This window comes from Pseudomonas shirazica, assembly GCF_015168335.1.
Taxonomy (GTDB): Bacteria; Pseudomonadota; Gammaproteobacteria; order Pseudomonadales; family Pseudomonadaceae; genus Aquipseudomonas; species Aquipseudomonas asiatica.
Genome location: NZ_CP063457.1, coordinates 142,895 through 159,037, shown reverse-complemented (window position 1 = coordinate 159,037; position 16,143 = coordinate 142,895). Strand labels below are relative to the sequence as shown.

Here is a 16,143-nt window from a genome sequence, read left to right as displayed (position 1 = left end):
AACCATCAGAAAATTTTGACTGTACGCCAAAAAATTCGCATCTACCAGCATCTAAACAGGCGTTGTTGATTATCATAAAACACTGACACTGTATTATATAATCGTGCTTTTGTGTTATTTTTTTAATATTTACTGATTACGTACTTGCTTAACCACTCAGTTGCGCTAGAATTAATAGACGCGAAATTTAAATCTCTAATTTTCCAACACTTAGTAAAACCTCGTTTGCCATCCCACTACCATTGTAGGAGCAAATCAGGAGACATAAAAAATTAGCGGTAGCGTGCCTGGCCCTCTAGATAAGTATTGGAGACTGTAATGAAGTTTGAAAAGTCACAGACAGCAATCGACCACCTGACTCCCGAGCAACACCGAATTACCCAGGAGGCGGGCACCGAAAGGCCCTTCACGGGCGAGTACAACGACAACAAGGAGCCTGGCATCTACGTCGACATAGTGTCGGGAGAGCCACTGTTCGCTTCGACGGACAAGTTCGATTCGGGTACTGGCTGGCCCAGCTTCACCAAGCCGATCGTTTCGGCAAACGTGAACGAGGTGCGGGACAGCGCACACGGCATGGTCCGGACGGAGGTCAGGTCAGTACACGCAGACAGTCATCTCGGCCATGTGTTCCCCGATGGTCCTTCCGACCGCGGCGGTCTGCGGTACTGCATCAACTCAGCGTCCCTTCGCTTCATCCCGCGCGACGAGATGGAGTCCGAGGGATACGGTGAATATCTCGATCAAGTAGAGGAGGCTTAACATGCATCAGCGCGCTGTTCTCGCAGGAGGATGTTTCTGGGGCATGCAGGATCTGATCCGCAAGCGGCCCGGCATCATCTCGACCCGTGTGGGTTACACGGGCGGCGATATTCCGAACGCCACGTATCGTAATCACGGCACGCATGCCGAGGGGATCGAGATTGTCTTCGACCCGACAGTGACGAGCTACCGGAACATCCTGGAATTCTTCTTCCAGATCCACGATCCGACGACGCTGAACCGCCAGGGCAATGATCGTGGGCTCTCCTACCGGTCGGGCATCTATTATGTCGACGAGGAGCAGAAGCGCGTCGCCGAGGATACGATCGCCGATGTGGATGCCTCGGGGCTGTGGGATGGCAAAGTGGTGACCGAGGTCCAGCCGGTCGGCGAGTTCTGGGAGGCCGAGCCCGATCACCAGGATTATCTGGAGAAGCGCCCGGGCGGCTACACCTGCCACTTCGTCCGTCCCGGCTGGGTGCTTCCGAAGCGCCAAAAGGTTGACGACGTACAGCCAGCGGCCGGGACCGCGGCGGAATAGGCTTCACTGCCGTTGCCACTGCGCCGGTCCGGTCCGCAATCTTCGTGACCGCGTCGTTCAGCGACGCGGTCATCGAACCCTACTTCAGAGTGACGGCTCGTTCCAGTCAGTCGCCATCGCAACACCAGGATCGCAGATTTATGCCAGACCTCTCGTCCTTTCCGATCACGCAGCGCTGGCCGGCATCTCATCCCGATCGCCTGCAACTCTACGCAGCCCCTACGCCCAATGGCGTCAAGGTCTCGATCATGCTTGAGGAGACTGGCCTGGCGTACGAGCCCCACCTGATCGACATCTCGAACAACGAGTCGAAGGATCCGGCGTTCGTGTCGCTGAACCCGAACGGACGCATACCGGCGATCATCGATCCGGCTGGCCCTGACGGTAGACCCATCGCCTTATGGGAATCCGGTGCGATCCTCCTCTATCTGGCCGACAAGACGGGTCAGTTCATCTCCACCGAACCAGGCCAGCGTTACGAGACCCTAGCGTGGGTGTTCTTTCAGATGTCGGCCATCGGGCCGATGTTCGGTCAGCTCGGCTTCTTCCTGCGATTTGGCGGCAAGGACTATGAGGACAAGCGGCCGCAACAGCGCTTTATCGACGAATCCACGCGTCTGCTGGGGATTCTGGATCGCCGGCTGGAAGGCCGCGACTGGATCGTCGACGACTATTCGATCGCGGACATCGCGACGCTCGGCTGGGTGAATGCGCTGGTGGAATTCTACGCTGCGGGTGACATCCTTGGCCTCAGCAGCTTTTCGAACGTCCGCGCATGGCTTGGACGCGGGCTGGCTCGACCGGCCGTCCAGCGTGGCCTCCACATTCCCGCGAGGCCAGCATGAGCATCATCGCCGCCTATTATTACAACGAAGGCAAGCGAGTTCGCGAAATCGCGCTCGATGAGCACGTCAAGTTGGGCGAGAGTCGCTCGGGCTTCTGCTGGATCGCGCTTAGCGAACCCACCCCCGAGGAACTACTCGCGATCCAAAGGACATATAATCTTCATCCGTTGGCGATCGACAACGCGATGCACCCGCTGTGCCCGCCCAAGCTCGAGGTCTACAACGATGAGTTGTACGTCGTCGCGCAGACCGCCGAGCTGGTCGGCGACCGGATCAGCTACGGCAAGATGGCGATCTTCACCGGTCACAATCACCTTATCACCGTGCGGCACGGCAATGCCGGAGCGCTGGGCAAACTTCGGGAGCAACTCGAGGCATCGCCGACGCAGTTCGGCAAGGGTGTCGACTATGTGCTGCACGCGATCTTGCATCGCGTGGTCGACCAGTATCTGCCCATCTTCGAAATGATCGAGGACGACGTCCTGGCGATGGAGCGACGGTCGCTGCACGATTTCCTCGGGCCAGAAGAGGTGGCGCGAATCTTCGAACTAAGGTCCGAACTCACGCGGTTCCAGCGCACGCTCAGGGCTATGGCCGAGCTGGTGCGAAAGCTCGTTCGCGGCCACTTTCCCTGCATCAGCGCCGAAATGACACCATATTTCCACGACGTCGCGGACCATGTCCACCGCGTGCAGTCCATGGTCGACGGCCTCCTGCTTGTCCTGTCCACGGTCTTTGAGGCCAGCAGCCTTCTGGAAGCGCAAAGGATCGGTGTGGTCACCCGCCAGCTCGCGGCCTGGGCGGCAATACTGGCAGTCCCGACGGCGATCGCTGGAATATACGGCATGAACTTTAAGCACATGCCGGAGCTGGACACGGCCTACGGATACTTTGTCGTGCTCGGAGTGATAGCGATATCGTGCGTTTTCCTATTTGTGCGCTTCAAGAAGGCTAAGTGGCTGTGAATACTGCCCATCGTTTTCTTCGCCGTCATCTGACGGTTACAGCGGGCCTTATACGGAAGCTTGTCCAATCCAACTCAAGATGAAGGTGCGTCCATGACATAGCAGCTGACCGACGCTCTACAAGCAGTTCAGTCCTTCATCGCCAAGGGCTAAGACCGCGAATAGCGCGTCAAGGACAGCAATCTCGTCGATCTCGAGCCAGGATCAACCATCGGTCCGTGCGGCATCTGCGTCGACGCGGCGTTTCGCCTCGGAAGCGGTGATGATGGCGATAACGCCTCCACCCTCTACGCGATCACCGATCCGGCGACCGAGCATAAGGGCCTGTTGATCGACGTGTTCGATGAAATCTGCTACCGCGACCCAGTTCAAGAGTCGGGACCTCAATGTAGAAGAAGTTGACTAACGAGCATTCGCGTCATCCGATCAAGCAAGCTGGAGACATTTATGAAAGCCATTGGTTACAAGGTTCCGGGACCCATCGCCGCGGATGCCGCGCTGGTCGACATCAATCTGCCTCGGCCTGTCGCTGCAGGATACGATATCCTGGTTGAGGTGAAGGCCGTCTCGGTCAACCCGGTCGACTACAAGGTCCGCAACAGCACGCCGCCGGCAGATGGCGATTGGAAGGTGCTGGGATGGGATGCCGCCGGGATTGTGCGCGAGGTCGGCCCCGACGTCACGCAGTTCGAGTTAGGCGACGAGGTCTATTATGCCGGATCGATCACACGGCCCGGTACCAATGCGGAGTTCCATCTCGTCGACGCCCGGATTGTCGGTCACAAACCTGCGTCGCTCTCCTGGGCGGAAGCGGCGGCGCTGCCGCTGACGACGTTGACGGCCTGGGAGGCGATGTTCGACCGCCTGGACGTGGCGAAGCCCGTACCCGGTGCGGCGGAGGCGATCCTCATCATCGGTGGCGCGGGCGGGGTTGGGTCGATCGCCGTCCAGATCGCGCGACAGCGCACGGACCTCACCGTCATCGCCACAGCCTCTCGACCGGAAACCCAAGAGTGGGTAAGAGGGCTTGGAGCTCACCACGTCATCGACCATTCTCGTCCGCTCGCGCCACAGATCGCCGAACTCGGCATCGGTGCTCCCGCTTTCGTCTTTTCGACCACACATACCGAGCAACATGTCGCCGACATCGCCGAACTGATCGCCCCACAAGGACGGTTCGGACTGATCGACGATCCCAAGGCATTCGATATCATGGTTTTCAAGCGCAAGGCGGTGTCGATCCACCACGAGCTGATGTTCACGCGGTCGATCTACGGCACGCCCGACATGAATGAGCAGGGCGAGATTCTGGATGCGATGGCAGCGCTGGTTGACGACGGCAAAATCCGCACGACGCTGACCCGGCGACTGTCGCCGATCAATGCCGCCAATCTGAAGACGGTGCATGCACTGATCGAAAGTGGCGCGGCTAAAGGCAAGATCGTCCTCGAAGGCTTCTAACGACCGCGATCGCCAAACATCTTGTCCAACCTCAAAAAGCCGAACGGGTTATGCCCCAGCGATGAGAATCCCATGACCAAATCTATTGCCACCGCCTCGATCAACCGCGAAACCGCAGTCGCCCTCATCGACGCGGCGCTCGCTGCGGCCCGTGCCATCGGCATCCCGGCTGCCGTCGCCGTCGTCGACGCCACCGGTAACCTGCGCGCGTTCGAGCGCACCGACGATGCGCCGTTCCTTACCGTCGATGTTGCCATCGACAAGGCCTGGAGTTCCGCCTCGTTTGGGTTCCCGACCCATGTCTGGAACGACTATGTGACCAACGATCCAAAAGTGGCGCCGCTAGCCTATCGCCCTCGGATGGTCGCTGTCGGCGGCGGTTATCCGATTCTGGAGGATGGGAAGTTGATCGGCGGCATAGGCATCTCCGGAGGCAACTATCAGCAGGATCAGGATGCGTGCGTCGAGGCACTCATGAAAATCGGGTTCCAGTTGCCAGCCTGACGACTGTGAGGCCATCACCGGTGGTAATGGCCAACAGATCCAACCTTTGAGAGGCCTAATGATGGAAGCGTTCGTCGTCTTTACGCGGGAAGAAACCAGCGACCCACATGCACTCGCAACCTATTCTGCAGGCGTCGGACCATCGTTCGATGGTCACGACGTTACCTTTCTCGCCGCTTATGGCGCGATCCAGCATTTGGAGGGGCCGCCCATCGAAGGGGCCGTAATCTTGCGTTTCCCGACGATGCAGGCCGCTCGCGACTGGTATGACAGTCCCGCCTACCAAACCATCGCTGCTCATCGCTTTGCCGGTTCCCGTTACCGCGCCTTTATCATTGAAGGGCGGCGGTGACATACCGACAGAAGCACTTCGGCGCTGACCACGAGGTATCGGCGTGTGAACTCGCATCTTGGGAATCTGTGGGGGGGACCAAGACAGCGGCGCTAGGGGCTCATATCGTCGATCGGATCAGAGAGTTGCTCGGCGAGAATGGGTTATCTATTGCCGAGCTGACGGAGCGGAGCCGCCCTCTCCCAACGGATTGATTCAATCGTTGACGCTCCTCCTATCCGGATCCGGGTTTTCGCACGCTGATCAACAGAGTTACAGCGCGCAACGCCTGTAGTGGGCATCAGGGGATGGGTGGCAATCAGGATGATTGCCCACCTTCCAACGATTAACCTTGCTCAAGTTGCTTCACTAGTCGCTCCGCGTCGAGATGGAAGTCCGAGAAAACAATGCTACCGCCAGCGTCGATAACCGTAAACCACGGAGTTCCTCGTGTGCGGTAGTCTTCCATGAAGGTTGGAAACGGCGAGCCGGTCGGTTGCTCGTCGTGACCGAAAACGATAGGAAGCTCATACTTGAGCTGGTTCACGCGCAACTTCTCGAAGGTATTCTCATGCGTTCCTTCGAAGACGGTCTGGATCACTGCGAACCCCACGTCTTTTGAGCTCAACGCTGCATGCAACTTTTGTAGCGTCGGAAACCCATGCAAATGGCAACCTTGGCACCAATGCTGGAAGGCAAACAAGATTTTCGGGCCGGGCCCGATATCTGACAGTTTGAACGGCGCGATACTTTCCCCATCTTTGCCAATCCATTTTTGCACCCGCAGCTCAGGCGCTTGTCGTTCGATCTCGTTCATCTGATCCTCCAACCCCGATACAGAAGCTTAGTGGATGATCGCGCGTCGCGACGGTGCGCGAACGTCCGACCTTATTTTCCCTATTTCCTGAAGCCAGAATAGATCAGATCGACATTTCGTCCTTAATATACTCAAGCTGCCGGCGAGCGCGAACTGGGCAACCATGCGCTGGTGAGCCTTGAGCTTTGCACGCTGCCCATCCGTTTGAGAGCGAACCTGCAACTTCCGCTCCGCATACCGCAGATCAGCGTACGCAGCCTTGGGGTTATCTACCCTATAGCCATTGGGTATTGGGAATCATGCTGGCCTGACGCTATGTTCGATACGCGATTTTTTACGATGATAGAGCATCTGTATCTGATTTTTAGTCGATTGGCTTATTCGGCGGATGTGCGGGCAAATGCTTTACGCAGAGTACTGAAATGAAGGCCGGCTTCGGTCTGCCGTATCGAGCAAGAGGGGTCACTATGGTCACCAGAGGTTTCACCGGTCGCGGTTCAGGCGACCAGTCCGATCGGATTCCGCCAGGTCAGCATCTGGTGGAGGATTTCCCTGTTCTGTCGGCCGGCCCTACGCCGAGGGTAGAGCCCTCCGACTGGAAATTCACAGTCAAAATTGGTCCGAAGCCCGTCAAAACGTGGAATTGGGGCGAATTCAACACTCTACCAAAGACCCAGGTGACAAAGGATATTCACTGCGTCACCTCTTGGTCCAAACTGGATACCGTTTGGGAGGGTGTACTCATTGAAGACATCCTTGCAGATGCAGAGCTTGATCGGCCTACCGATTTCGTCTTGGCGCACTGCTACGATAATTATTCGACAAACGTCCCTCTGACGGATCTGCTTTCCGGGAAAGCGATGGTCGCCCTCAGTTATGCGGGCAAGCCACTTTCCCGCGATCATGGGGGGCCGGCGCGTCTTCTAGTGCCGCACCTTTACTTCTGGAAATCCGCCAAATGGGTGAATGCGCTGCAATTCACGACGCGTGACGAGGCCGGCTTTTGGGAGCTGCACGGCTATCACATCTACGGCGATCCGTGGCGCGAACAACGATACACCCATGACTGAAAACGAAGCGCAAGTCCGTTCGTGGCAATCATGCGTGATCGACGACATCATCCAGCAAACACCGAGTATCAAGAGCTTCTTCCTTCGGTTGAGCAAGCCGTTCGCGCACACCGCAGGTCAGCACGTCGATATCCGGCTGACCGCGCCCGACGGCTACAGTGCAATGCGCAGCTACTCGATCGCGTCATCGGCAGTTTCGACCCCGATCGTCGAGATAGCTATCGAGCGCATGCCGGATGCCGAAGTTTCGCCGTTTTTTCACGACATCGCGGCGATTGGTGACGAAATCGAAGTTCGCGGTCCGCTCGGTGGCCATTTCCTTTGGCCTGAGCCTGCCATAGATCCGGTTCTGTTGATCGGGGGAGGCTCCGGCCTCGTGCCGTTGATGGCAATGATCCGGCAGCGCCGCGCATTGGCCCAAGCCGTTCCGACAGCGTTGCTCCTGTCCGCACGAACCGCCGAGGACGTTCTCTTCTCAGAAGAACTTCATTGCATCGAAATCAGCGATCCGGCGTTCGTCCTGGCGCTCGCGATTACGCGCGAGAAACCGGTTCGCGCATCGGACTTTGCGCGACGGATCGACGGCATGATGGTCCAAGAAATTCTAACCAGGCTTCAGGGAAAGCCGACGCAAGTGTTCGTCTGCGGGTCTAACGGATTCGTCAACATCGCAACCGATAGCGCGCTGCTGGCGGGCTTGGACGCCTCCATCATCAAGACGGAGCGCTACGGGGGCTAGCGGCGCGAGCTATCTCACGTCGCGCCGATCGTAGACGTGCGCCCTGGGAAGCTTTGGCGATCAACGTGAACCGTTTTGCCGAACACAGTCTTCGTACCCCCCGGCCTCTAGAACGCCTTCGCTCGCGATACCTGGCTCGACATCAAGCTCAATTTGAAAGTTCCTGCACTATCCGTCGTCCTGATATGCTCGACCAGCATGATGGGCGATTCGAGCGGGACCGCTTCCGTCCCAATCGAGGCTCGGTTACCTTAGAGCATCGGCTCGGCGCTACAGGAGGCGCGTGCGGCCTCTGCCTGGCGGTGAAAGCACTTTGGGCCATGTCGCCTGGATAGCGGCCAATCGTCAGCATCTGCTCCGATGTCGGCCAAGGTGCAGTCGCCATCTTTGAACGCCGCGAATTGGAGATCAACGCCATGACAGCGATCCGCGTGCAACTGCCGGAGATGCAATATGACAACTGATGTATTGCTGTACACCACGAATTGGTGCCCGTTCTGCCGCCGAGCGAAGGCGCTCCTCAAGGAAAAGGGCGTGCGATGGAAGGAGCTCGATATTGAGGCGGATCCGGCTCACCGGCAGGCCATGGCGGAAGCGTCGGGGCGAAGCTCCGTGCCGCAGATCTTCATCAATGGCACCCTTATCGGTGGCTCCGATGAGCTATTCGCGCTCGATGTCAGAGGCGAGCTCGACAAACTTCTCGGGCGCAACCCGCCTGCCACCTGAGGAGGTGCGGCTTGGGGCAGCCAGCCCGCGAGCCTTCGCCGGTTGATGAATACAAAAGGAGAGTCCGTTGGTCTCAGCCATCTGGAAAGACACTACTATCGCCACAAGCGACGAAACAGTCATCGTCGAGGGAAATCACTACTTCCCACCGTCAGGAGTCGACCTGAGCCTGCTTGAGATGAGCCCGCACACATCTGTCTGTCCGATCAAAGGCGCCGCGCGCTTCTTTCATGTTCGCGCGGGTGACGCGCTCAACGTGAACGCCGCTTGGACCTATCCCGCCCCCACTCCGGATGCCGAGGGTATCCGGGATTACATCGCTTTCTGGAAAGGCGTGGACGTTGCCTAGCAGACTGGACGGACGACTTCGCTGATAGCCATGCGGGCGCCGACATCTCAATTATCCTGCCCACCCCGGGCCTCGTCGGCTGCAGGAATCTGCCCGGCACCTTAGCGCGACCCGGCACTGGCGGTCTCGCACCCGCCGCGCCTCTGTTCTATCAATAAGGATGGATGACATGGAGCATTCCGAGTTCGATGCCGCTTTCGCGAAGCTTGCGGAGGGATACAGAGAAGGGACTTATGAAGGCCGGCGTTTCAGCTTGATCGTCCGGCGATCTGGGGACGGACGTCGCAACAGTCTGTTCGCCAGGGAGTTGGACGGGACTGACATTGTCAGCTTCAACCTCTTCCGCGTTACATCAGATAGGACATTGTTGAAGCCGTGCGAAATGTCCGCCGAAAAGGTCGTAGCGTTCGTGCTGGAGTTCCGACCGGACACCTGACGGGCAGAACAAGATCCCGGCCAACCGGCGCGCCTGCGACGGCCGGCTATCTAAGGCTGCGCAAGCCTATAGCCGCAGCTCATTGCACTTCGTCTGGCGAGGAATTCAACATCGATACGTCGCCATCCGCGGGGATATCGGTACAGGCGCCCGTGTAAGCCAGATTGAGAAATCCTAAGCGATGACTAACACCAATGACGCCACCCTTCCGACACATTCTATTCTTGAGGAATGCACAGCGATGGCTGTCGTCAACGCTCTGAAGATTATTCTGAAGAACAGCTACGCGATCTACCTTAAGACAAAAAATGCCACTCGGGCGCATCCCGCCCCTACTTCAGGGACTTTCACTTGCTTCTCGCTCTGTCACTCACAGCATCGGCACGCCCATGACGCATGGTATCCAGGCCTCATAATTTTCCCATATAACCTTCTTGTCTTTTGCGCACCCAGAAAGACTCGAGGCTTTAACTGGACAGATGAGCCCTCGAGGGTAGTGTTCACCTGATTGGCTTTCTCATATCTGATGTTGATTCGCACAGTGTGCCAACCAGGTGATAGTTTCAAAAAACCTGCGCTTCAGAGCGAATTAGACGATCTTCGATAAGAGCGATCCGCCTCAAAATCCAAAACATCTAACATTGTCCTAGAGCCATATTTGTACCTAGTACTATGGCGCTCCCATTAACACATTTGATGATGCACAGAAAACTTAGCTCATGATAGCTTTCAGCTAACAGCTATTCGGAAGCCCGAAAGGATTCAACCGTTTAAGCGTGAACCGTCGATTATAAATACTTTCGTAAGTTAGCTTTAAAGGACGCTTTTAGTCCTTGTAAATACGCATTACGACTCCACAGCTACCAAATCCATACGGCGCCAGCAACCATTAAAACACCCGACACTACTAAAACAATAGTAGAGGCGCGATTGCTGCCTTTCAAAGTATGACCAACACCCACATCCATAACTAGGTGTCGAATTCCGGCTACGAGATGATAAATAAATGAAGAGTATACCAACCAGAAACTAACTTTGCCGAAAGGTGAAGAAAAAATCTCCTTGACTTCATTAAAACCCTTTTCTGACTCCAACGATTTGCTCAGCATATACAGTATCAGTCCCAGAAAAATAAAGAGCATAATTCCTGAAATCCGGTGCAGAATCGATGTAAGCGCCGTGAGAGGAAGCTGAATGGTTCGAATATCAAGATTAACCGGCCGCTTTTTATTCATTTTGACTCCAGTCAACAATTCTAGTGGGGGATTTCAGTTTTCGATCTCATTCATCATAGCAGCTGTAACTGGGGTTTGGGGAGCAACGGAACAGAAAGTGCACTTAAGCCCTGCCATTTCCTCTCAGCGCCATAATCCAGGACCTTCATCTCCATCTCTCCTTGATTCCGTACTTAACTACGGAGATAGAGTCGGCTCGTGGGTAGAAAACCCGAGAGGAGGCTGTTATGAAATACCTAAGACTACTGCTGATAGTTGGTGCGACTCTGCTGTCATCCACCGTATGGGCCGAGAGCGGGAGCGACCGTTCAATCGAGCGAATCGCCGCTATGCGCGACAAGGCTGAGGCGGCCTTGGTGGCGGAAACCGCCAAGAAGATTGAGCAACTGGGGGCCACGGCGGCTGGCCGGGTCGAGGCGCAGCCCGGCTGTCCGCCTGCAAAGTAGAACATGAGCTGCTGATGCAGTACTAACCTGTGGCCTATGCAAGTGCTCCTTTGGCCATTCAGCGGCGCTCAATGAGCGCCGCTGTTTTGCCAAGCGCAAGCCGACCCCGGAGGTGCCTCACGCATCGGGAAATCCTCGGTTAACGCGCGGAGTCAGCGCAGTTCCTTTTCCCCCTGCAGCGAAACGATCAGCGGACAGGAAACCGTCCCGTGGCTCGCACAACAATCGTGAACCAGCCGCGCCAACACCGACTCGATCCGCCGCAGATCCGCGAGTTTCCCCCGCACATCCTCGAGCTTCTGCTCGGCGAGCACGCGCGCTTCGTCGCAGTGAGCGCCGTCATCCAATCGCAACAGCCCGGCCACCTCATCGAGGCTGAAGCCCAGTCGTTGCGCGGATTTGACGAATTTCACCCGGGCCACGTCCGCCTCGCCGTAGCGGCGAATGCTGCCGTAGGGCTTGTCCGGTTCGGGCAACAGCCCCTTGCGTTGATAGAACCGGATGGTTTCCACGTTGACCCCGGCCGCCTTGGCGAAGGCGCCGATGGTCAGGCTTTCCACAGTGTTTTCCATACTGCTTGACTCCGTACTTGACTACGGAAGTAACCTTAAACCATCGCTCACATGCTCGAAAGGAGAAATGCATGTCTGAACCATCAAACGGGCGCGCCCCTCTTGTCGCCGGGGGGCTTGCGGCGATTCTCGCCTCGACTTGCTGTCTTGGGCCGCTGGTTCTGATCGCACTGGGATTCAGCGGGGCCTGGATCGGCAACCTGACCGTGCTGGAACCTTACCGCCCGCTCTTCATCGGTGCGGCGTTAGTCGCGCTGTTCTTCGCCTGGCGACGCATTTTCCGCCCGGCTCAAGTCTGCAAACCGGGTGAGGTCTGCGCCGTGCCCCAGGTACGCACCACCTACAAGCTGCTGTTCGGGCTGGTAACGGCCTTGGTGCTGGTCGCGCTCGGCTTCCCCTACATCCTTCCCTTGTTCTACTGATCAGGAGTCCGCCATGAAAAAACTGCTTGCATCCTTCGCCCTCGCCACCCTAGTCGCCGCACCTGCCTGGGCGGCCACGCAGACCGTCACTCTGGCGGTGCCGGGCATGACCTGCGCCGCTTGCCCGATCACGGTGAAGAAGGCGCTGACCAAGGTCGAGGGCGTGACCAAGGCCGAGGTGAGCTATGAGAACCGCGAGGCCATCGTCACCTTCGATGATGCCAAGACCAATGTCCAGGCGCTGACTAAGGCGACCGAGGACGCCGGCTACCCGTCCAGCGTCAAGCAGTAGGCGGGCATTCCGATGGCAAACCCTTTCAATTTGTTCACGCGGATCGGTGACAAAGCCGGGTCCGTTGGCGTGCTGATTTCTGCCATAGGCTGTGCCTCGTGTTTCCCCGCCCTTGCCGGTCTGGGGGCCGCGATCGGTCTGGGCTTTCTGAGCCAGTGGGAAGGCCTGTTCATCACCACGCTGCTGCCGTTATTTGCCGGGCTGGCCCTGCTCGTCAATGCCCTCGGCGGGTTCAGTCACCGGCAGTGGCGACGCGCTGCGCCTGGCCTGATCGGCCCGGCCCTGGTGCTGATAGCGGTGTATTTGATGCTGGCTCACGGCTGGCGGAGCGGCTGGCTGCTCTATATCGGCCTGGCCCTCATGTTTGGGGTGTCCATCTGGGATCTCGTGTCGCCCGCCCACCGCCGTTGCTCCCCGACGTCCTGTCCGACTCCGCCAAAATGAAGGAATAACACTATGACCAAACTACAAATCGTCGGCATGACCTGCGCCTCCTGTGTCGAGCATGTGAAAGAGGCCTTGGAGAAGATCCCCGGCGTGCATCGGGCGGATGTTTCCTACGCCAGCGGGAAGGCCGAACTGAAGGTCGACGAGGGCGTAAGCCGTGAACAGATGCAGGCCGCCGTCGAGGCCCTGGGGTATCGAGCGGCGTTCGAAGACGCCACGGCACCTACCCGCTCAGGCCTGCTCGACAAGGCGCGGGGCTGGTTGAGCGGCAGCATTGGCGCCGGGAAAGATGGCGACAGGCTCCACGTGGCGGTCATCGGCAGCGGTGGCGCCGCCATGGCGGCCGCGCTCAAGGCGGTGGAAGGCGGTGCGCGCGTCACCCTGATCGAGCGCGGCATCATCGGCGGCACCTGCGTCAACGTTGGCTGCGTGCCCTCCAAGATCATGATTCGCGCCGCGCATGTGGCCCATCTGCGGCGCGAGAGCCCGTTCGACGCCGGACTGTCCACCACGAGCCTGACCGTCCTGCGCGAGCGGTTGCTCGCCCAGCAACAGGGTCGTGTCGACGAACTGCGCCACGCCAAGTACGAAGGCATTCTGGAGAGCACGCCGGCGATCACCCTGGTACGCGGCACCGCCCGTTTCCAGGACGGCCGCACGCTCAGCGTGGAACTGGCCGAGGGCGGCGAGCGCATCGTCGCCTTCGACCGCTGCCTGATCGCCACCGGCGCGAGCCCGGCCGTTCTACCGATTCCCGGACTCAAGGACACCCCGTACTGGACCTCGGACGAGGCGCTGGCGAGCGACACCATTCCTAAGCGGCTCGCCGTGATCGGCTCCTCGGTGGTGGCGGTGGAACTGGCGCAGGCCTTTGCCCGGCTGGGCAGCAAGGTCACGGTCCTGGCACGCAGCACGTTGTTCTTCCGCGAAGATCCGGCCATCGGTGAAGCGCTGACGGCAGCCTTCCGTATGGAGGGCATCGAAGTGCTGGAACACACGCAAGCCAGCCAGGTGTCCCACGTCGACGGCGAGTTCATCCTGAGCACCAATCATGGCGAGCTGCATGCCGACCGACTACTCGTCGCCACCGGCCGCACGCCCAACACCCAAGGCATGAATCTGCAAGGCGCCGGCGTGAAGCTGGACGAACGCGGTGCCATCCAGATCGACTCGGGCATGCGCACCAGTGCCCCGGATATCTATGCGGCCGGCGACTGTACCGACCAGCCGCAGTTCGTCTACGTGGCGGCGGCCGCAGGCACCCGTGCGGCGCTCAACATGACCGGCGGCGAGGCGAAGCTCAATCTCGACGCCATGCCGGCCGTGGTGTTCACCGATCCGCAGGTGGCCACCGTGGGCTACAGCGAAGCGGAGGCGCACCACGCCGGCATCGAGACCGACAGCCGCACCTTGACCCTGGATAACGTGCCACGCGCACTGGCCAACTTCGACACGCGGGGTTTCATCAAGCTGGTCATCGAGGAAGGTAGCGGACGGCTCATCGGCGTGCAGGCGGTGGCCCCGGAGGCGGGCGAACTGATCCAGACCGCCGCCATCGCCATCCGGGCGCGGATGACGGTGCAGGAACTGGCCGACCAGTTGTTCCCCTACCTGACGATGGTCGAGGGGCTGAAGCTCGCGGCGCAAACCTTCGCCAAGGACGTCAAGCAGCTGTCCTGCTGCGCCGGGTAATGAGCGCGCGAGGTTGAAGCATGAACGACACGGCAAGCGATCTCGGCAGTCGCGACAGCCTGCGCAAGACCTGGCAGGTAATCAGCTTATGGGGGCTGCCTGCCGTCGTGGCGACCATAGCGCTTGTTCTGGCGGATCGACGCCCTGCGTTGTTCCTGGCAGCGAGCGCCGCGCTACTCGTGATGGGCGGCGCCTGCCTGGTCAACGCCGCGCGCTGTCGCCGCCTTCACTGCTACATCACCGGGCCGTATTTCCTGATGCTCGCGCTGGGTGCGCTGCTGGCTTATGGGTTTGCCCCAAACGGCGAGTATCACTCCCGGCTGTGGTTGCTCCTGGCACTAGGGGTTACGCCATTGCTCATCTGGCTACCTGAACGCCTAGCCGGAAGGAAATATCTGAGCGCCCTAGTTTGCGGGGAAGACCGGGAGTGTCGGTGATGAATGCCTACACCATATCCAGACTGGCCGAGGACGCGGGCGTCAGCGTGCATGTGGTGCGCGACTATGTGCTGCGTGGCTTGCTGCACCCCGCGCGGCGCACGGAGAGCGGTTACGGCATTTTCGATGAGCGGTCCCTGGCGCGTCTGCGCTTCGTGCGCGCCGCCTTCGAGTCTGGTATCGGGCTCGACGAATTGGCACGGCTCTGCCGGGCGCTCGATGCGGACGATGGCGCCGACTTGATCGGCTGCGTCGAGTGCCTGCTCCGGCTAGTCACGGCACGGCAGGCGGCCTTAGCCGCAGTGGCAACCCAGCTGGCCGGGCTGACTCATTGCGCCGGCGAAGGTTCTGCCTATGCGTAACGCCGATCACGTTGAGTCAAGCAAGGTCTTCCGCTGGCGTGCTTACACCTGGGGCGTGCTCGCCGCGCTCACCTGCCCTTGCCATCTGCCGGTGCTGGCATTGCTGCTTTCGGGGACAGCGGCCGGCGCGTTCGTCAGCGAGCAGTGGAGCCTCGCGACGCTCGTGCTGGCGGTTTTCTTCATCCTCTTCCTGCGAGCGGCATTGCAGGCCTTTCGGAAGCGACCGTGACCCGCTCGGAGCACGGCGCGACCACCACTGCCGAGTTGGGCAGGGAGGCTGCAGGTCGATCGGCGCTCAGTCACGGGGGGAAAGCGTTGCTAGGTTTTCTTGGACGATGGAGGAACCCCCATCATGAACACAAACAACACCTCCACCATCAGCTGCTGCGAATGCTGCAAGGACATTCCCCTTGACGCCGCACTGACGCCGGAAGGTTCCGAGTATGTCGTGCACTTCTGTGGCCTGGAGTGCTATCAGCGTTTCATGTCGCGAGCAGATAAGAGGGCGGCATCCGAGCCTGATCACCCCTGCACACAAAAGGTCAGTACCCGTCAGGACGGCTAATTCGCGCTGCACCGGAAAAGTGGCTCTTGCTGGTCGCAGAAAGCGTGAGCCCGAGGACTCCGTCAGTCGCAATCCGTCTGAGCTGGAAGTGGCATCGAGTGCGGTGCCCGGCCGATTTCGAACCCAG

At 59.0% G+C, this 16,143-nt stretch carries 25 protein-coding genes; 21 read left to right on the top strand and 4 right to left on the bottom strand.

Annotated elements, in window-relative coordinates; translation table 11 throughout:
* Positions 1-318 precede the first annotated feature (318 nt).
* The 4 genes from msrB (at position 319) to IMX18_RS27590 (ending at position 3,113) form a co-directional block, all read left to right on the top strand.
* Positions 319-762, top strand: coding sequence for a peptide-methionine (R)-S-oxide reductase MsrB (gene msrB / locus IMX18_RS27605; RefSeq protein ID WP_003464965.1), 444 nt, complete (start codon positions 319-321; stop codon positions 760-762).
* 1 nt (position 763) lies between these two features.
* Positions 764-1,303, top strand: coding sequence for a peptide-methionine (S)-S-oxide reductase MsrA (msrA, locus tag IMX18_RS27600; RefSeq protein WP_003464967.1), 540 nt, complete (start codon positions 764-766; stop codon positions 1,301-1,303).
* A gap of 140 nt (positions 1,304-1,443) precedes the next feature.
* Positions 1,444-2,148: a glutathione S-transferase N-terminal domain-containing protein gene (locus IMX18_RS27595; protein ID WP_003464969.1), complete on the top strand. Its 705-nt coding sequence runs from the start codon at positions 1,444-1,446 to the stop codon at positions 2,146-2,148.
* The gene (locus IMX18_RS27590; RefSeq protein WP_011979111.1) at positions 2,145-3,113 is read left to right on the top strand and encodes a magnesium and cobalt transport protein CorA; all 969 of its coding nucleotides are present in this window, start codon (positions 2,145-2,147) and stop codon (positions 3,111-3,113) included. Before IMX18_RS27595 ends, IMX18_RS27590 begins: the two co-directional genes overlap by 4 nt.
* Before the next feature lie 204 nt (positions 3,114-3,317).
* Here the strand turns inward: IMX18_RS27590 and IMX18_RS27585 are convergent, their stop codons facing one another.
* Entirely contained in the window at positions 3,318-3,485 is a 168-nt protein-coding gene (locus IMX18_RS27585; protein WP_016487060.1) for a hypothetical protein, read from the bottom strand.
* A 75-nt stretch (positions 3,486-3,560) separates the two neighbouring features.
* Here IMX18_RS27585 and IMX18_RS27580 point away from each other — a divergent pair, with 75 nt between their 5' ends.
* From IMX18_RS27580 to IMX18_RS27570, 3 genes are all read left to right on the top strand, one after another.
* Positions 3,561-4,574 (top strand): zinc-binding alcohol dehydrogenase family protein, encoded by a 1,014-nt coding sequence (locus IMX18_RS27580; RefSeq protein WP_002118279.1) that lies wholly within the window; start codon positions 3,561-3,563, stop codon positions 4,572-4,574.
* A 72-nt stretch (positions 4,575-4,646) separates the two neighbouring features.
* A complete protein-coding gene (locus IMX18_RS27575) occupies positions 4,647-5,078 on the top strand; it encodes a GlcG/HbpS family heme-binding protein (RefSeq protein ID WP_005006001.1) in 432 nt (143 codons plus the stop codon).
* A gap of 58 nt (positions 5,079-5,136) precedes the next feature.
* Positions 5,137-5,430, top strand: a complete 294-nt coding sequence (locus IMX18_RS27570) for a DUF1330 domain-containing protein (RefSeq protein ID WP_003464978.1) — start codon at positions 5,137-5,139, stop codon at positions 5,428-5,430.
* 325 nt (positions 5,431-5,755) lie between these two features.
* On the opposite strand, the gene IMX18_RS27565 is transcribed toward IMX18_RS27570, so the two are convergent.
* Entirely contained in the window at positions 5,756-6,226 is a 471-nt protein-coding gene (locus IMX18_RS27565; protein WP_003464979.1) for a TlpA family protein disulfide reductase, read from the bottom strand.
* A 467-nt stretch (positions 6,227-6,693) separates the two neighbouring features.
* Here IMX18_RS27565 and IMX18_RS27560 point away from each other — a divergent pair, with 467 nt between their 5' ends.
* The 5 genes from IMX18_RS27560 (at position 6,694) to IMX18_RS27540 (ending at position 9,546) form a co-directional block, all read left to right on the top strand.
* A complete protein-coding gene (locus IMX18_RS27560; RefSeq protein ID WP_003464980.1) occupies positions 6,694-7,296 on the top strand; it encodes a sulfite oxidase-like oxidoreductase in 603 nt (200 codons plus the stop codon).
* Positions 7,289-8,035, top strand: coding sequence for a ferredoxin reductase (locus IMX18_RS27555; protein WP_002118292.1), 747 nt, complete (start codon positions 7,289-7,291; stop codon positions 8,033-8,035). Before IMX18_RS27560 ends, IMX18_RS27555 begins: the two co-directional genes overlap by 8 nt.
* Positions 8,036-8,488: 453 nt before the next feature.
* Positions 8,489-8,761 carry a glutaredoxin 3 gene (gene grxC / locus IMX18_RS27550; RefSeq protein ID WP_005005995.1) on the top strand — a complete coding sequence of 91 codons (273 nt, stop codon included), beginning with the start codon at positions 8,489-8,491 and terminating at the stop codon, positions 8,759-8,761.
* A 67-nt stretch (positions 8,762-8,828) separates the two neighbouring features.
* Positions 8,829-9,110: a DUF427 domain-containing protein gene (locus IMX18_RS27545; RefSeq protein ID WP_003464986.1), complete on the top strand. Its 282-nt coding sequence runs from the start codon at positions 8,829-8,831 to the stop codon at positions 9,108-9,110.
* Positions 9,111-9,279: 169 nt separating this feature from the next.
* Positions 9,280-9,546 (top strand): hypothetical protein, encoded by a 267-nt coding sequence (locus IMX18_RS27540; RefSeq protein ID WP_003464988.1) that lies wholly within the window; start codon positions 9,280-9,282, stop codon positions 9,544-9,546.
* Between the two features lie 860 nt (positions 9,547-10,406).
* Here IMX18_RS27540 and sdhC read toward each other — a convergent pair.
* The gene (gene sdhC, locus IMX18_RS27535) at positions 10,407-10,781 is read right to left on the bottom strand and encodes a succinate dehydrogenase, cytochrome b556 subunit (RefSeq protein ID WP_005005993.1); all 375 of its coding nucleotides are present in this window, start codon (positions 10,779-10,781) and stop codon (positions 10,407-10,409) included.
* 227 nt (positions 10,782-11,008) lie between these two features.
* Between sdhC and IMX18_RS27530 the strand changes: the two genes are divergently transcribed.
* A complete protein-coding gene (locus IMX18_RS27530) occupies positions 11,009-11,227 on the top strand; it encodes a co-regulatory protein PtrA N-terminal domain-containing protein (RefSeq protein WP_004574529.1) in 219 nt (72 codons plus the stop codon).
* Positions 11,228-11,379: 152 nt separating this feature from the next.
* On the opposite strand, the gene merR is transcribed toward IMX18_RS27530, so the two are convergent.
* The gene (gene merR / locus IMX18_RS27525; RefSeq protein WP_004574528.1) at positions 11,380-11,799 is read right to left on the bottom strand and encodes a mercury resistance transcriptional regulator MerR; all 420 of its coding nucleotides are present in this window, start codon (positions 11,797-11,799) and stop codon (positions 11,380-11,382) included.
* A gap of 71 nt (positions 11,800-11,870) precedes the next feature.
* Here merR and merT point away from each other — a divergent pair, with 71 nt between their 5' ends.
* The 8 genes from merT to IMX18_RS27485 all read left to right on the top strand — a co-directional run bounded on the left by merT (position 11,871) and on the right by IMX18_RS27485 (position 16,016).
* Positions 11,871-12,221 carry a mercuric ion transporter MerT gene (merT, locus tag IMX18_RS27520; RefSeq protein ID WP_004574527.1) on the top strand — a complete coding sequence of 117 codons (351 nt, stop codon included), beginning with the start codon at positions 11,871-11,873 and terminating at the stop codon, positions 12,219-12,221.
* A 13-nt stretch (positions 12,222-12,234) separates the two neighbouring features.
* Complete coding sequence (merP, locus tag IMX18_RS27515) at positions 12,235-12,513, top strand: mercury resistance system periplasmic binding protein MerP (protein ID WP_004574526.1); 279 nt, start codon at positions 12,235-12,237, stop codon at positions 12,511-12,513.
* 12 nt (positions 12,514-12,525) lie between these two features.
* The gene (gene merC / locus IMX18_RS27510; protein WP_004574525.1) at positions 12,526-12,957 is read left to right on the top strand and encodes an organomercurial transporter MerC; all 432 of its coding nucleotides are present in this window, start codon (positions 12,526-12,528) and stop codon (positions 12,955-12,957) included.
* 12 nt (positions 12,958-12,969) lie between these two features.
* Positions 12,970-14,652, top strand: a complete 1,683-nt coding sequence (merA, locus tag IMX18_RS27505) for a mercury(II) reductase (protein ID WP_004574524.1) — start codon at positions 12,970-12,972, stop codon at positions 14,650-14,652.
* A gap of 20 nt (positions 14,653-14,672) precedes the next feature.
* Positions 14,673-15,089 (top strand): hypothetical protein, encoded by a 417-nt coding sequence (locus IMX18_RS27500; protein WP_004574523.1) that lies wholly within the window; start codon positions 14,673-14,675, stop codon positions 15,087-15,089.
* Positions 15,089-15,451 (top strand): mercuric resistance transcriptional repressor MerD, encoded by a 363-nt coding sequence (gene merD, locus IMX18_RS27495; protein ID WP_004574522.1) that lies wholly within the window; start codon positions 15,089-15,091, stop codon positions 15,449-15,451. Before IMX18_RS27500 ends, merD begins: the two co-directional genes overlap by 1 nt.
* Complete coding sequence (gene merE, locus IMX18_RS27490; protein WP_004574521.1) at positions 15,444-15,680, top strand: broad-spectrum mercury transporter MerE; 237 nt, start codon at positions 15,444-15,446, stop codon at positions 15,678-15,680. Before merD ends, merE begins: the two co-directional genes overlap by 8 nt.
* 123 nt (positions 15,681-15,803) lie before the next feature.
* Positions 15,804-16,016 (top strand): DUF3330 domain-containing protein, encoded by a 213-nt coding sequence (locus tag IMX18_RS27485; RefSeq protein WP_004574520.1) that lies wholly within the window; start codon positions 15,804-15,806, stop codon positions 16,014-16,016.
* Positions 16,017-16,143: the final 127 nt, after the last annotated feature.

Bases quoted from the DNA above. Each gene is read 5' to 3' on its own strand.
- merA (WP_004574524.1), top strand. From the start codon at position 12,970: ATGACCAAACTACAAATCGTCGGCATGACCTGCGCCTCCTGTGTCGAG.
- merP (WP_004574526.1), top strand. From the start codon at position 12,235: ATGAAAAAACTGCTTGCATCCTTCGCCCTCGCCACCCTAGTCGCCGCA.
- IMX18_RS27540 (WP_003464988.1), top strand. From the start codon at position 9,280: ATGGAGCATTCCGAGTTCGATGCCGCTTTCGCGAAGCTTGCGGAGGGA.
- merT (WP_004574527.1), top strand. From the start codon at position 11,871: ATGTCTGAACCATCAAACGGGCGCGCCCCTCTTGTCGCCGGGGGGCTT.
- IMX18_RS27565 (WP_003464979.1), bottom strand. From the start codon at position 6,226: ATGAACGAGATCGAACGACAAGCGCCTGAGCTGCGGGTGCAAAAATGG.
- msrB (WP_003464965.1), top strand. From the start codon at position 319: ATGAAGTTTGAAAAGTCACAGACAGCAATCGACCACCTGACTCCCGAG.
- sdhC (WP_005005993.1), bottom strand. From the start codon at position 10,781: ATGAATAAAAAGCGGCCGGTTAATCTTGATATTCGAACCATTCAGCTT.
- IMX18_RS27500 (WP_004574523.1), top strand. From the start codon at position 14,673: ATGAACGACACGGCAAGCGATCTCGGCAGTCGCGACAGCCTGCGCAAG.
- IMX18_RS27575 (WP_005006001.1), top strand. From the start codon at position 4,647: ATGACCAAATCTATTGCCACCGCCTCGATCAACCGCGAAACCGCAGTC.
- merC (WP_004574525.1), top strand. From the start codon at position 12,526: ATGGCAAACCCTTTCAATTTGTTCACGCGGATCGGTGACAAAGCCGGG.
- IMX18_RS27595 (WP_003464969.1), top strand. From the start codon at position 1,444: ATGCCAGACCTCTCGTCCTTTCCGATCACGCAGCGCTGGCCGGCATCT.
- IMX18_RS27570 (WP_003464978.1), top strand. From the start codon at position 5,137: ATGATGGAAGCGTTCGTCGTCTTTACGCGGGAAGAAACCAGCGACCCA.
- merD (WP_004574522.1), top strand. From the start codon at position 15,089: ATGAATGCCTACACCATATCCAGACTGGCCGAGGACGCGGGCGTCAGC.
- IMX18_RS27560 (WP_003464980.1), top strand. From the start codon at position 6,694: ATGGTCACCAGAGGTTTCACCGGTCGCGGTTCAGGCGACCAGTCCGAT.
- IMX18_RS27590 (WP_011979111.1), top strand. From the start codon at position 2,145: ATGAGCATCATCGCCGCCTATTATTACAACGAAGGCAAGCGAGTTCGC.
- merE (WP_004574521.1), top strand. From the start codon at position 15,444: ATGCGTAACGCCGATCACGTTGAGTCAAGCAAGGTCTTCCGCTGGCGT.
- IMX18_RS27580 (WP_002118279.1), top strand. From the start codon at position 3,561: ATGAAAGCCATTGGTTACAAGGTTCCGGGACCCATCGCCGCGGATGCC.
- grxC (WP_005005995.1), top strand. From the start codon at position 8,489: ATGACAACTGATGTATTGCTGTACACCACGAATTGGTGCCCGTTCTGC.
- merR (WP_004574528.1), bottom strand. From the start codon at position 11,799: ATGGAAAACACTGTGGAAAGCCTGACCATCGGCGCCTTCGCCAAGGCG.
- IMX18_RS27555 (WP_002118292.1), top strand. From the start codon at position 7,289: ATGACTGAAAACGAAGCGCAAGTCCGTTCGTGGCAATCATGCGTGATC.
- msrA (WP_003464967.1), top strand. From the start codon at position 764: ATGCATCAGCGCGCTGTTCTCGCAGGAGGATGTTTCTGGGGCATGCAG.
- IMX18_RS27530 (WP_004574529.1), top strand. From the start codon at position 11,009: ATGAAATACCTAAGACTACTGCTGATAGTTGGTGCGACTCTGCTGTCA.
- IMX18_RS27485 (WP_004574520.1), top strand. From the start codon at position 15,804: ATGAACACAAACAACACCTCCACCATCAGCTGCTGCGAATGCTGCAAG.